The 12,324-nt window shown below is 61.7% G+C and carries 14 protein-coding genes; 8 read left to right on the top strand and 6 right to left on the bottom strand.

Annotated elements, in window-relative coordinates; genetic code table 11:
• A partial coding sequence (locus tag R4P65_RS04165) for a cbb3-type cytochrome c oxidase subunit I (protein ID WP_317825530.1) occupies positions 1-648 on the bottom strand: 648 nt, incomplete at its 3' end.
• 350 nt (positions 649-998) lie between these two features.
• On the opposite strand from R4P65_RS04165, the gene R4P65_RS04160 reads away from it, so the two are divergent.
• The 3 genes from R4P65_RS04160 (at position 999) to R4P65_RS04150 (ending at position 3,678) form a co-directional block, all read left to right on the top strand.
• Positions 999-1,994 (top strand): iron-siderophore ABC transporter substrate-binding protein, encoded by a 996-nt coding sequence (locus R4P65_RS04160; RefSeq protein WP_317825529.1) that lies wholly within the window; start codon positions 999-1,001, stop codon positions 1,992-1,994.
• Positions 1,995-2,043: 49 nt separating this feature from the next.
• Positions 2,044-3,138 carry an iron-siderophore ABC transporter substrate-binding protein gene (locus R4P65_RS04155; protein WP_317825528.1) on the top strand — a complete coding sequence of 365 codons (1,095 nt, stop codon included), beginning with the start codon at positions 2,044-2,046 and terminating at the stop codon, positions 3,136-3,138.
• Positions 3,139-3,204: 66 nt separating this feature from the next.
• Positions 3,205-3,678, top strand: coding sequence for an NUDIX hydrolase (locus R4P65_RS04150; protein ID WP_230812778.1), 474 nt, complete (start codon positions 3,205-3,207; stop codon positions 3,676-3,678).
• 76 nt (positions 3,679-3,754) lie between these two features.
• Here the strand turns inward: R4P65_RS04150 and nrdF are convergent, their stop codons facing one another.
• Positions 3,755-4,720, bottom strand: coding sequence for a class 1b ribonucleoside-diphosphate reductase subunit beta (gene nrdF, locus R4P65_RS04145; RefSeq protein ID WP_230812777.1), 966 nt, complete (start codon positions 4,718-4,720; stop codon positions 3,755-3,757).
• A gap of 170 nt (positions 4,721-4,890) precedes the next feature.
• Here nrdF and R4P65_RS04140 point away from each other — a divergent pair, with 170 nt between their 5' ends.
• Positions 4,891-5,808 (top strand): SPFH domain-containing protein, encoded by a 918-nt coding sequence (locus R4P65_RS04140; protein ID WP_317825527.1) that lies wholly within the window; start codon positions 4,891-4,893, stop codon positions 5,806-5,808.
• A 12-nt stretch (positions 5,809-5,820) separates the two neighbouring features.
• Positions 5,821-6,033: a hypothetical protein gene (locus R4P65_RS04135; protein WP_003944723.1), complete on the top strand. Its 213-nt coding sequence runs from the start codon at positions 5,821-5,823 to the stop codon at positions 6,031-6,033.
• A 61-nt stretch (positions 6,034-6,094) separates the two neighbouring features.
• Here the strand turns inward: R4P65_RS04135 and nrdE are convergent, their stop codons facing one another.
• From nrdE to nrdH, 3 genes are all read right to left on the bottom strand, one after another.
• Positions 6,095-8,278 carry a class 1b ribonucleoside-diphosphate reductase subunit alpha gene (gene nrdE, locus R4P65_RS04130; protein ID WP_411742506.1) on the bottom strand — a complete coding sequence of 728 codons (2,184 nt, stop codon included), beginning with the start codon at positions 8,276-8,278 and terminating at the stop codon, positions 6,095-6,097.
• Positions 8,236-8,715: a class Ib ribonucleoside-diphosphate reductase assembly flavoprotein NrdI gene (gene nrdI / locus R4P65_RS04125; RefSeq protein ID WP_230812772.1), complete on the bottom strand. Its 480-nt coding sequence runs from the start codon at positions 8,713-8,715 to the stop codon at positions 8,236-8,238. The genes nrdE and nrdI overlap by 43 nt, the downstream gene beginning before the upstream one ends.
• 82 nt (positions 8,716-8,797) lie before the next feature.
• Positions 8,798-9,028 carry a glutaredoxin-like protein NrdH gene (nrdH, locus tag R4P65_RS04120; protein ID WP_019747886.1) on the bottom strand — a complete coding sequence of 77 codons (231 nt, stop codon included), beginning with the start codon at positions 9,026-9,028 and terminating at the stop codon, positions 8,798-8,800.
• A gap of 291 nt (positions 9,029-9,319) precedes the next feature.
• Between nrdH and R4P65_RS04115 the strand changes: the two genes are divergently transcribed.
• Entirely contained in the window at positions 9,320-10,147 is an 828-nt protein-coding gene (locus R4P65_RS04115) for a siderophore-interacting protein (protein WP_317825526.1), read from the top strand.
• 72 nt (positions 10,148-10,219) lie between these two features.
• On the opposite strand, the gene R4P65_RS04110 is transcribed toward R4P65_RS04115, so the two are convergent.
• On the bottom strand, positions 10,220-10,786 hold the full coding sequence (locus R4P65_RS04110; protein WP_317825525.1) for an NAD(P)H-dependent oxidoreductase: 567 nt from the start codon (positions 10,784-10,786) through the stop codon (positions 10,220-10,222).
• 106 nt (positions 10,787-10,892) lie between these two features.
• Between R4P65_RS04110 and R4P65_RS04105 the strand changes: the two genes are divergently transcribed.
• Both R4P65_RS04105 and R4P65_RS04100 read left to right on the top strand, forming a co-directional pair.
• Positions 10,893-11,492 carry a TetR/AcrR family transcriptional regulator gene (locus tag R4P65_RS04105; protein WP_003944690.1) on the top strand — a complete coding sequence of 200 codons (600 nt, stop codon included), beginning with the start codon at positions 10,893-10,895 and terminating at the stop codon, positions 11,490-11,492.
• A gap of 35 nt (positions 11,493-11,527) precedes the next feature.
• Entirely contained in the window at positions 11,528-12,307 is a 780-nt protein-coding gene (locus R4P65_RS04100) for an META domain-containing protein (RefSeq protein ID WP_317825524.1), read from the top strand.
• Positions 12,308-12,324 lie beyond the last annotated feature (17 nt).

The following is a 12,324-nucleotide window of genomic DNA, read 5'->3' as shown; positions in this document are numbered from 1 at the left end:
GATGAAGATATTCCACGTGAAGATCGACATCCGGAACATCGTCATGCCTGGCGCGCGCAAACAGATCACCGTGGTGACCATGTTGACGCCACCGAGGATGGTGCCGAGACCGGCGACAGCCAGACCCAAGACCCACAGGTCGGCTCCGACGCCGGGACTGTGCACCGCACCCGACAGTGGGGTGTATGCCGTCCAACCGAAGTCTGCTGCGCCACCGGGCGTGACGAATCCGGCCGTCGTGATGATCGCGCCGAACAGGTACAGCCAGTAGCTGAACGCGTTCAGACGCGGGAACGCAACGTCGGGTGCACCGATCTGGAGCGGAAGAATGTAGTTCGCGAAGCCGAAGACGATCGGGGTCGCGTACAGCAGCAGCATGATCGTGCCGTGCATGGTGAACAGCTGGTTGAACTGTTCATTGGAAAGGAACTGCATGCCGGGTACAGCAAGTTCGGCACGCATCATCAGTGCCATGAGGCCACCGATGAGGAAGAAGGCGATGGAAGTCGCCAAGTACATGATTCCGAGCACCTTGGGATCGGTGGTCGTGATCATCTTGAAAATGAATGAGCCCTTGGGTCCCTGCCGCGGCGGGTAAGGCCTGGCCGGCGCTATCGTGGGGACTGGCTGGGGCGCTACGGCAGTCACTGATCCTCCTGAATGTGCCTTTGGTCGCTCCGCAGACTCCGTCAAAGAGCCCTTGGTTGCGCCCGCAGGGTCCGTCGCCCGGGCTGCGGACAACGGCTTCTGGCTTGCGCTCATCGAATCGTAGACCGTGACTCCGGGGCACCGCGACCCGGTCCTACTCTGCGTCGTACTCGAGCATCCGTTTTTCACGGCACCGAACGAACGACCTGCGGTTTATGTTCCCTCGGGAGTCCGAACCCACTTCCGAATCGGCGTGTCGTACCCGTCGAAGAATTCGGCCGGTGTCCGTTTTCGGCCAACTCCTCCACTGATAAGGTCACCCTCGCCTAACTCATCTCAGGAGTCAATAAGTGAAATTCTTTCCCCGCCGGGCCGCGCTGGTAGCGGTCGCAGCCTCGATCGCCTTGGTCGTTCCAGCCTGCTCGAGTAACGACGAGCCCGCTGCAGCCACCACCTCGACCGAGTCGGGCGCATTCCCCCGCACCGTCGAGCACTTCCGTGGAAGCACCGAAATCCCGGCTGCACCCCAGCGGATCGTCGCGCTCGACAACAGCTTCACCGACGCCGTCCTGCTCCTCGAATCCCCGCTCGTCGGCTATGTCGACTACCGCGAGCCCGGTCTACCCGACTACCTCGGATCCTCCCGGGAGGAATTCGCCGCGGACGCCGTCTCGGTTGGCACGGTCAGCAGCGCAAGCCTCGAGAAGATCGCCGCACTGCAGCCCGACCTCATCATCTCCGCCGAGGTCCGCGACGGGAAGAACTACGACCAACTCTCCGCAATCGCGCCCACCGTCTTCACCCAGACGACAGGCCCGACGTGGAAGGACAACATTCGCCTGGTCGGTGAAGCCCTCGGCAAGGAGTCTTTGGCCGAGTCAAAGATCACCGAGTACGAAACCCGAGCGGCCACCGTCGGCAAGGAAATCAACGAGAAGGCCGACAACCCGGTCATCTCGGTGGTCCGATTCGCCGGTGAACCGACCGCACGCCTCTACCGCACCACCTCGTTCAGCGGCATCGTTCTTCAGGACGCGGGACTGAAGCGCCCGGACAATCAGGGACCCGACCCCGCCGACGCCGGCAACATCATGATGAAGATCAGCCCCGAGCTGATCAACGAAGCCGACGCGGACGTCATCTTCATCAGCACCTGGCAGGACGCCGAAGGCAAGAGCGCCGAAGCTGCGAAGCCGTTCCTCCAGAGCCCGCTGTGGCAGACCCTTCGAGGACGCAAGGTCGACGTGGACGATTCACGTTGGATGTCGCCGGTCAGTATCCAGGGCGCGCACATGATCCTCGACGACCTCTCGGACACGTTCGAGGTGGACAAGCAGAACAGCTGAGTCGAACAGCTAACCTGAACGGCGCCCGCTCACACAGGAAGCCGTCGACTTGTCTGTTCTCTCACGCACGTCTGTTCTCTCACGCACGACCGCCCGCACGTCCATTCGTCGTATCTCGATCCTGGGGATCGCCGCCACGATGCTCGTTCTCGCCGGGTGCTCGTCCGACTCCTCGGACGACAACGCGAGCACCATCATCCGGACCACCACGTCGATCGCCGGTGCCGGCGTGATGGGCATCGAACGCGACACCGCCACCGCGTGCCCGACGCCGACGCAGGCCGACCCGGGTGCTGGCCCTGAGGTGAAGCGTCGGGTCGTTCACACTGCGGGTGAAACCGAGGTTCCTTCCGATCCCCAACGGATCGTGGTCCTCGACAGCGTCTCGATGGACGCCGTGTGTGCCCTCGGTCTGTGGGAGCGGGTAGTGGGCGCCGCAACCGGCATCGACTCGCCTCAACCGTCGTACCTCGGTTTCGGTATCTCGGAGATTCCGAGCGTCGGCCCCGTGAGCGCACCCGACGTCAACGCCGTGAAGGCCGCCGCGCCGGACTTGATCCTCGGGTCCAGTCCGGCGTCCGACGGTTTGTACGGGCAACTCGACGCCATCGCGCCCACCGTGTTCGCCGGGTCCGATCCCGTGTACTGGAAAGCACAGTTCGCGCTCGCCGGTCAGGCACTGGGCCGCTCGTCGGCGGCGGCGACAGAGCTCGATCGATACCAGCAGGACGTCGTGCAACTCGGCGACGCATTGAATGCATCACAAACGCAGGCATCAGTGGTTCGGTTCGGTTCGAAGGACCTGCAGATCGAGGGTCCCGCGTCCTTCGCCGGACAGATCCTCAGCGACGTGGGAGTCCGGCGCCCACCGGCACAGCGATTGACCGATGCGACCACGTCACCGATTCCGGCCGACGATCTCAGCGCCGCCGAAGGTGACTTGATCTACGTGCTCTTCGACGGGCCGAACGGTCGGACCTACGGCACCGAGATCATGAAGAGCGACCAGTGGCAGGACCTCGCCGCCGCCACCGACCGGCGTGTGTTCGTAGCGGAAGACGACATCTGGAACGGAAACGGGATGACCGCCGCCCGGGCCGTACTGGCGGACTTGAAGGGAACCTTGAACGGATATGCGAGCTGACCGGAACGAACGACTACTCCCACCTTCGAGGCGGCACGCCACAACTGTGATGTTCGGGTTCTGATCATGCCGATCCCCGAATTCATTGTCGCACTGCGTGAGAAGGTCGGTCATGCGCCGCTCTGGCTGTCCGGAGTGAGCGTCGTGATCCGCGACGACGAAGGCCGGATCCTGCTCACCCGCCGCGCCGACAACGGCCAGTGGGCCGTTGTGTCCGGCGTCCTCGAGCCTGGGGAGGAACCGTCTGCGGCGGCGGTGCGCGAGGCGAAAGAAGAAACCGGCGTCGACGCCGAATTGGTTCGGATCACGAGTGTCGATGTCACAGAGCCCATTACGTACCCCAATGGTGATGTGACTCAGTACCTCGACGTGTGCTTCCTGGCCAGGTGGACCGGCGGAGATGCACACGTGGCGGACGACGAAAACCTCGAGGTCGCGTGGTTCGCGCCGAGCGAATTGCCGTCGGACATGACGGAAACCTCGCGTCTGCGCCTCGCAAAAGCGTTGCTGGACAAGCCGGAAGCGTGGTTTCAGCGCTAGTCCACTCCCCCATGCATGACCGAAGCCCGATTCCCGCGTGTGCAGGAGTCAGGCTTCGGCGTGTAAGGCGGTCGCTCTAGAAGTCCCAGTCGTCGTCTTCGGTGTTGACGGCCTTGCCGATGACGTAGGAGCTTCCCGAGCCGGAAAAGAAGTCGTGATTCTCGTCCGCATTCGGTGAAAGTGCCGACAGGATAGCCGGATTGACGTCCGTCTCGTCCTTCGGGAAGAGGCCTTCGTAGCCAAGGTTGTTGAGCGCCTTGTTGGCGTTGTAGCGCAGGAACTTCTTGACATCCTCGGTCAGGCCGACACCGTCGTAAAGGTCCTGGGTGTAGTCGACCTCGTTCTCGTAGAGCTCGAAGAGCAACTCGAACGTGTAGTTCTTGAGCTCTTCACGCTCGGCCTCGGTGAGCTGTTCGAGGCCCTTCTGGTACTTGTAGCCGATGTAGTACCCGTGCACGGCCTCGTCGCGGATGATGAGGCGGATGAGGTCTGCGGTGTTGGTGAGCTTGGCTCGCGAGGACCAGTACATCGGCAGGTAGAAGCCGGAGTAGAAGAGGAAGCTTTCGAGGAGCGTCGAGGCGACCTTGCGCTTGAGCGGGGACTCGCCGTTGTAGTAGTCGAGAACGATCTGCGCCTTGCGCTGCAAGTTGGGGTTCTCCTCCGACCAGCGGAACGCGTCGTCGATGTCCGGGGTGGAGCACAGCGTCGAGAAGATCGAGCTGTAGCTCTTGGCGTGCACCGATTCCATGAAGGCAATGTTGGTGTAGACCGCTTCTTCGTGGGGGGTAATCGCGTCCGGGATGAGGCTGACTGCGCCGACGGTGCCCTGAATGGTGTCGAGCAACGTCAGACCCGTGAAGACACGCATCGTGAGCTGCTTCTCCTGAGCGGTCAGCGTTCCCCAGGACGGGATGTCGTTGGAGACCGGCACCTTTTCGGGCAGCCAGAAATTGCTGACGAGGCGATCCCACACCTCGGCGTCCTTCTCGTCCTGGACGCGGTTCCAGTTGATGGCGGAAACGCGACTGACCAGCTTGACCATAATTCCTACCTAGCGAGAGAGATACTGCCGAATGTTGGCTTGCCTGAACACTACCCGTTGTGTCGGGTCCACGATGCCAACACAACAACATGTGTCGCACGCGCCCCTCCACAAGCATAAACAATGTGATATCAATTAAATATCACTTACCGATGGAAAGCGAGTCTCACATGACCAGCACCCCTACCGTGGCCGAGAAACCGACCGGTGTCGCCACCACAACGATCGCCGAACGCCCAGGCTGGGACCTGTCCGGCAGCTGGATGCTCCTCGGCGGGTTACTTCTCTTCCTGGCCGGAATCGCACTGTCCGTCGTTGGCGGAGTTCTGGGACTCTTCGCCCTGATTCCGGTCGGAGTGGTGCTGTTCATCGCGTCACTCCCCCTGCTGATGGGCCTGACCTTGGTGCAACCGAATCAAGCCCGAGTTCTGCAACTCCTGGGAAGCTCGTACAGCGGCACCCTGCGCACGCCGGGACTGCGATGGACAAATCCGCTGACTGTCCGTCGATCGATCTCGACGCGTATCCGAAACCACGAGACCGGTCAGGCGAAGGTGAACGACGCCGACGGCAATCCCATCGAGATCTCGGCGGTGGTCGTCTGGCAAGTCGCCGACACTGCGCTCGCCTCGTTCCAGGTGGACGACTACGAGGAGTTCGTCTCGGTGCAGACCGAAGCGGCCGTCCGTCATATCGCCGGCAGCTATCCGTACGACGCCGAAGGCCGAGTCTCGTTGCGCGAGAACGCCGATATCATCACGACTACCTTGTCGGAGGAGGTTCACGCCCGCGTGCGTGCGGCGGGTGTCGAAGTGATCGAGACACGCATCAACAGGCTCTCGTATGCACCCGAGATCGCCAGCGCAATGCTTCGGCGCCAACAAGCGGGTGCAGTGATCGCTGCCCGCAAGCAAATCGTCGAAGGTGCGGTGTCCATGGTCGACATGGCACTCAAGCAACTCGAGGAAAAGCATGTCGTCGAACTCGACGAGGAACGCAAGGCCACGATGATCAGTAACCTTCTGGTCGTGCTGTGCGGCGACCGAGACGCACAACCGGTGCTCAACACCGGTTCGCTCTACCAGTAAAGGAAAGGCCACATGGCCACGGATCCAGCTCCGAGATCCGAGCGTAAGAAGATCCTTCTTCGGTTGGACCCAGCGGTGCACGACGCCCTCGCCCGCTGGGCCGCCGACGATCTCCGAAGTACCAACGCCCAGATCGAGTTTCTCCTTCGGCGCGCACTCACCGAGCACGGTCGTATGCCGAAGAATGCCGGCAAGATGCACGGTCCAGGCCGTCCGCCGGCCTGATTCCCCTGTGCGCCTTTTCGGTAGCAGTCACTACCGAAAAGGCGCACGGGGGCGGAGCCCTTTACAGCATGCAGGAAACGCAGCCCTCGACCTCGGTGCCTTCGAGTGCCATCTGACGCAGACGGATGTAGTACAGCGTCTTGATGCCCTTACGCCACGCGTAGATCTGCGCCTTGTTGATGTCGCGGGTGGTGGCGGTGTCCTTGAAGAACAGCGTCAGCGACAGGCCCTGGTCGACGTGTTGCGTTGCCGCAGCATAGGTGTCGACGATCTTCTCGTACCCGATTTCGTAGGCATCCTGGTAGTACTCCAGGTTGTCGTTGGTCAGGTAGGGCGCCGGGTAGTAGACGCGACCGATCTTGCCTTCCTTGCGGATCTCGATCTTCGACGCCACCGGGTGGATGGAGCTGGTGGAGTAGTTGATGTACGAGATCGAGCCGGTCGGCGGGACGGCCTGAAGGTTCTGGTTGTAGATACCGTGCTTCTGAACCGAAGCCTTCAGCTCACGCCAGTCGTCCTGGGTGGGGATGTGCAGCTTCGCATCGGCGAAGAGTCCACGAACCTTCTCGGTTGCAGGCTCCCAGGCCTGGTCGGTGTACTTGTCGAAGAATTCACCCGAGGCGTACTTCGACTCCGGGAAACCCTTGAAGTACGAGCCACGCTCGATGGCGATCTTGTTCGACGCACGCAGTGCGTGGAACAGCACGGTGTAGAAGTAGATGTTCGTGAAGTCGATGCCTTCTTCGCTGCCGTAGAAGATCCGCTCACGAGCGAGGTATCCGTGCAGGTTCATCTGACCGAGGCCGATGGCGTGAGAGTCGTTGTTGCCCTGCTCGATCGACGGCACCGAGTAGATGTGCGTCTGGTCGGACACTGCCGTCAATCCGCGGATCGACACTTCGATGGTCTTCGCGAAGTCGGGCGAGTCCATGGTCTTCGCGATGTTCAGCGAACCCAGGTTGCAGGAGATGTCCTTGCCGACCTTCGAGTAGGACAGGTCGTCGTTGAACAGTGAAGGTGTCGAAACCTGCAGGATCTCCGAGCACAGGTTCGAGTGCGTGATCTTGCCTTCGATCGGGTTTGCCCGGTTCACCGTGTCCTCGAACATGATGTAGGGGTAGCCCGATTCGAACTGCAATTCGGCGACGGTCTGGAAGAACTCGCGAGCCTTGATCTTGGACTTGCGAATTCGCTTGTCGTCGACCATCTCGTAGTACTTCTCGGAGACGTTGATGTCGGAGAACGGAACTCCGTAGATGCGCTCGACGTCGTACGGCGAGAACAGGTACATGTCCTCGTTCTTCTTCGCCAGTTCGAAAGTGATGTCCGGGATCACGACGCCGAGAGAGAGCGTCTTGATGCGGATCTTCTCGTCGGCGTTCTCACGCTTGGTGTCGAGGAAGCGGTAGATGTCGGGGTGGTGCGCATGGAGGTACACGGCGCCGGCGCCCTGACGCGCACCCAACTGGTTGGCGTAGGAGAACGAGTCCTCGAGAAGCTTCATGATCGGGATGACACCCGAACTCTGGTTCTCGATCTTCTTGATCGGGGCGCCGTGCTCACGAACGTTGGTGAGCAGCAAGGCAACACCGCCACCGCGCTTGGACAGCTGCAGTGCCGAGTTGATGGAGCGACCGATGGACTCCATGTTGTCTTCGATACGAAGCAGGAAGCAGGACACGGGCTCACCGCGCTGCTTCTTGCCCGAGTTCAGGAACGTCGGGGTGGCGGGCTGGAAGCGTCCGGCGATGATCTCGTCGACGAGTTCGACGGCCAGGTCTTCGTTGCCTGCGGCCAGGGTGAGCGCAACCATGCAGACGCGATCTTCGAAACGCTCGAGGTAGCGCTTACCGTCGAAGGTCTTGAGCGTGTAGGAGGTGTAGTACTTGAATGCACCCAGGAACGTCGGGAAGCGGAACTTCTTGGCGTACGCGTGATCGATCAGGAACTTCACGAAAGTACGTGAGTACTGATCGAGAACCTCGGGCTCGTAATAGTTTTCCTCGACGAGGTAGTCCAGCTTCTCGTCGAGGTTGTGGAAGAACACGGTGTTCTGGTTGACGTGCTGCAAGAAGTACTGACGAGCTGCAGCGACATCCATCTCGAACTGGATCTCACCGTTGGCGCCGTACAGGTTGAGCATGGCATTGAGTGCGTGGTAGTCGAGACCGTTGGTGGAGTCGCCGCCGCGTGCATCACGCTCTACGCTTCCTGCCGCGATCGTGTCAGTGATGGTTGGCGCCACTGCCCGTGCTCCTTCTCTGTTTCGAGATGATTCCAGAACTCCCCCAAGCCTTCTCGTACTCGGTCGACGTCTTCGGCAGTGCCCATGAGTTCGAACCGGTACAGAAAAGGAACGTGGCATTTCTGGGAAATGATGTTTCCTGCATAGCAAAAGGACTCACCGAAATTGGTGTTTCCCGCCGCGATCACTGCTCTGATCAACGACCTGTTGTGTGGATTGTTCAAAAAACGAATGACCGGCTTCGGCACATAGCTGGTGTCGCGCCCTGTCACGGTGGCCCCGCCACCATAGGTGGGCAGAATCAGCACATAGGGCTCGTCTACGCGAAATGAGCCGTCACGGTCATGGATGGGTATACGTGTCGCAGGCAGGCCGAGACGTTGAACGAATCGGTGGGTGTTCTCCGACACGCTGGAAAAATAGACCAGCGAAGTCATCGGTTGTCACCATTTTCTTGTACGGTGCCCGGAACTACTCAGATGTGTCGGCGGAGGTCTCCACCGCCGACACTGCGGCGCTTCAAGCAGCGACGGTCAGGGTCTTGATGCGATCGGGACGGAAGCCCGACCAGTGATCTTCACCGGCAACCACGATGGGCGCCTGGAGGTACCCGAGAGCCATGACGTAGTCGCGGGCTTCGGCATCCTCGGTGATGTCGATGATGTTGTATTCGAGACCGGCCTTGTCGAGGGCGCGGTAGGTGGCATTGCACTGAACGCAAGCGGGCTTGGTGTAGACGGTGATGCTCATGAGAGTCCCTCTTTCGCTTAGCCAACAAAGGCCGATGTAGTGATGTTCAGCACCGATTCGACCGATTGCCGGAGTCTCGCTCAAGGCGTTCCGCGTTGTGGTCTCTCAGTGCTCAAGACACTACACCTAGTGGCCGACAGAAACACATAACGCGAGATGTTGTGAGTCACATCGTTGGAATTCCCAGGTCGCCCCAGTTCAGCGCCCTCATTTCCCGGCGCGTCGGCGTGTTGCCCGTCACATTTACTTTTTGTGCTCGCCGGCCTCTCGGAGCCGCGTCCCGGACCTACCATGAGCGTCGTGGAAACACCCCCCAAGGACGAAGCACCGCGCCACCGGGCAACCGTGACGAGAACGCAGCAGGTGACACCGCTGATGCGCAGAATCACCTTCGGCGGCACCGGCCTGAGCGACTTCGAGACGAGCGGGAGCCCCGACGAACGAGTGCTCGTCAGATTCCCTCTCGATCCCCCTCACGCCCGCAGTTACACGGTCCGGCGCTGGCAGCCGTCGAAGAACGAACTGGTGATCGACTTCGTTCTCCACGGCCGCGGCGGCGCGGCACTCTGGGCCGAGAATGCGCAACCGGGCGAGACCGTCCATCTCTCGACTGCGAGCGGGTGGTTCACGCCGCCGACAGAGTGTGACTGGCTTCTACTCGTCGCCGATCACGCCGCCCTGCCAGCGATCGGGCGAATTCTCGAAGAGGCGCCGGACGGTCTGCCGATCCAGGTCATCGCACAGGTACCCGAGCCGAGCGAACAGCAGACGTTCACGACGCGCGCCGACGCCCACTACCGATGGATCGAGGAATCGGACTCGCTGCTCGCCGAATTGGCCGGCGCTGCCCTGCCTCCCGGCGAGGGCTACATCTGGTGTGCAGTCGAGGCCGCGGCCGCCAGACGCATCCGCACCCATCTGCGTCGAACATCGGAAATCCCGGCAACCCGCATGCACGTGATGGGTTACTGGCGGGAGGACAAGGAGAGCTGGGAGCGTCGGTACGCCGCCGTCGCAGACCGTATCGATGCCGCGATGGGCGAAGCGATGATGGCCGGCAAGGATTTCGAGTCGGTTCGCGACGCCGTCGACGACGCGATGGAACGCGAAGGGCTCTAGCGTGCATATGAGCCTGACTCGCATACGAGTGAGGGCCACACCTTCCGGCATGGCCCTCACTCGTGAAACGGATTACGCGTTGACGAGCTGCTTGCTGGCGTCGACGAGGTCGGAGACGACCTTGGAGACCTGAGCGAGCACCTCTGCGTTCTCACGCGGGTGCAGCTCACCGAACAGTGCGCCGGTTCCACCGATGCTCAGTGCAGTGTCCTCGACGACCTTGCCGCCGGCGATACGGACTGCCTTGGTGGTGTCTTCGTGTGCCCATTTGGCGCCGTTGCCACTGGGCGAAGCGCTGATGACTGCGACAGCCTTGTCCTTGACTGCACCGACACCGTACGGACGCGAGATCCAGTCGATGGCGTTCTTCAGAACGGCGGGGATGGTGCCGTTGTACTCGGGGGTGACGAGCAGGAACGCGTCCGCGTTGCTCGCAGCGGAGCGCAGCGCGTCGACAGCGGGAATGGAAGCACCCTCGACGTCGATGTCTTCGTTGTAGAAGGGGACGTCGGCGAGGCCTTCGAAGACCGTCAGGGTGGCACCCTCGGGTGCGGCGGACACAGCCGTCTCGGCAAGCTGGCGATTGACGGATCCGGCGCGCAAGCTGCCGACGAGAACGAGAACATTGGTCTGTGACATAACGAGATTCCTTCGAGAGTGGTGCGGTTGGTGGCTCCGGTTGAAAGTTATATCAACTAAACGGACCGCGGTCCACTTACATTCCCCGGCCCTGTAACCTGATCCCGTGAGCGCAATCCCCCTCCCCCAGATCGGCGCCGCGCCGGTCGAGCGCGGTGACGCAGCACGTAACCGCGTACTTCTGCTCGACGCAGCAGCCCTCCTCGTCGCCGAGCGAGGTGTCGACGCGGTGACGATGGATGCCGTCGCATGCCGAGCCGGTGTGGGCAAGGGCACAGTTTTTCGGCGCTTCGGCAATCGCTCGGGACTGATGCAGGCACTGCTCGATCACACCGAGCGAGAACTGCAGCAGGCATTCATGTTCGGCCCCCCACCGTTGGGTCCGGGCGCGCCGCCGATCGAGCGCCTCATCGCGTTCGGACGAGCCCGAATCGCCATGGTGGAAGTACAGGGCGAAGTCCTCCGTGCGGCGGAAAATGCTCCTGAATACCGCTTCGGCGGTCCGGCCCGGGCGCTCGGCATCGCTCACGTCATCGGACTTCTTCGAGGAGCAGGCGTCGAGGGCGACCTCGATCTGCTCGCTTCAGCACTGTTGGCACCACTCGAAGCATCGCTTGTCCTTCACCAGGTGCGCGATCTCGGGATGACCACCGAGCGTCTGGCCGCCGGCTGGGAAGACCTTGCCCGGCGCGTTACTCGATGCTGACTCCCCAGATCCGTCCCACCGCTTAATGTGAGCCCATGCGCATCGCTGCTGCCGTCATCGGCTTCCTGACCATCGCCGCGGTAAGCGGTTGCTCCGCGTCGTCCGACTCCCCCAAGGACAAGTCGGACCCCTCCGGGCGCGTCTTCATCTCGACCTCGGTCGACGGAACACAAATTCCCGGCGGCGGCCCACTGACTCTCGATTTCAGCCAAGCGGGTCGAGTGTCCGCGAGCGCCGGATGCAACACGGCAAACGGCTCGATCGAGTTCACCGACGGCAAGCTGACCACCGGCACCATGGCGTCGACCATGATGGGCTGCCCTCCCGGCATCGACGAATCTGACACCTGGACAACAACATTGCTGACCTCCGCGCCGACGTGGAGCCTCGACGGCGACACCCTCACCCTGACATCGGACGACGCCACAGTGACTCTGCAGGACAAGAAGATCGTCACGCCGGATCGACCTCTCCAGGGCACGACGTGGACCGTCACGTCACTCATCAGTCCCGATGCGATCAGTACGAGCCTGGCTCTGGAGACGTCAGCTCCCGAACTCACGATTGCCGCAGACGGTTCGGTCAGCGGAACCACCGGATGCAATCGCATGACCGGAAGCGCCCAGACGTCCGACACCACAGTCACGTTCACGCCGATGGCAACCACGCGTATGGCTTGCCCCGAGGAGAACACGGACATCGAGCGCCAGATCCTGGCGGTGCTCGACGGCGACGTGAGCTACACCATCGACGCCGGCACGCTGACCCTGCGCAAGCCCGACGACACCGGATTGATACTGACTGCGCAGGCCTGATCAGACGCTCCAGGCTC

Source organism: Rhodococcus sp. IEGM 1318 (assembly GCF_033142465.1).
In the GTDB taxonomy this organism is placed as follows: domain Bacteria; phylum Actinomycetota; class Actinomycetes; order Mycobacteriales; family Mycobacteriaceae; genus Rhodococcus_F; species Rhodococcus_F qingshengii_B.
Note: the sequence above shows the minus strand (reverse complement) of the source record. Positions and strands in the feature narration are given on the sequence as shown.

Coding starts and splice junctions, on each gene's coding strand:
- R4P65_RS04150 (WP_230812778.1), top strand. CDS start 3,205: ATGCCGATCCCCGAATTCATTGTCGCACTGCGTGAGAAGGTCGGTCAT.
- nrdF (WP_230812777.1), bottom strand. CDS start 4,720: ATGGTCAAGCTGGTCAGTCGCGTTTCCGCCATCAACTGGAACCGCGTC.
- R4P65_RS04140 (WP_317825527.1), top strand. CDS start 4,891: ATGACCAGCACCCCTACCGTGGCCGAGAAACCGACCGGTGTCGCCACC.
- R4P65_RS04135 (WP_003944723.1), top strand. CDS start 5,821: ATGGCCACGGATCCAGCTCCGAGATCCGAGCGTAAGAAGATCCTTCTT.
- nrdI (WP_230812772.1), bottom strand. CDS start 8,715: ATGACTTCGCTGGTCTATTTTTCCAGCGTGTCGGAGAACACCCACCGA.
- nrdH (WP_019747886.1), bottom strand. CDS start 9,028: ATGAGCATCACCGTCTACACCAAGCCCGCTTGCGTTCAGTGCAATGCC.
- R4P65_RS04115 (WP_317825526.1), top strand. CDS start 9,320: ATGAGCGTCGTGGAAACACCCCCCAAGGACGAAGCACCGCGCCACCGG.
- R4P65_RS04110 (WP_317825525.1), bottom strand. CDS start 10,786: ATGTCACAGACCAATGTTCTCGTTCTCGTCGGCAGCTTGCGCGCCGGA.
- R4P65_RS04100 (WP_317825524.1), top strand. CDS start 11,528: ATGCGCATCGCTGCTGCCGTCATCGGCTTCCTGACCATCGCCGCGGTA.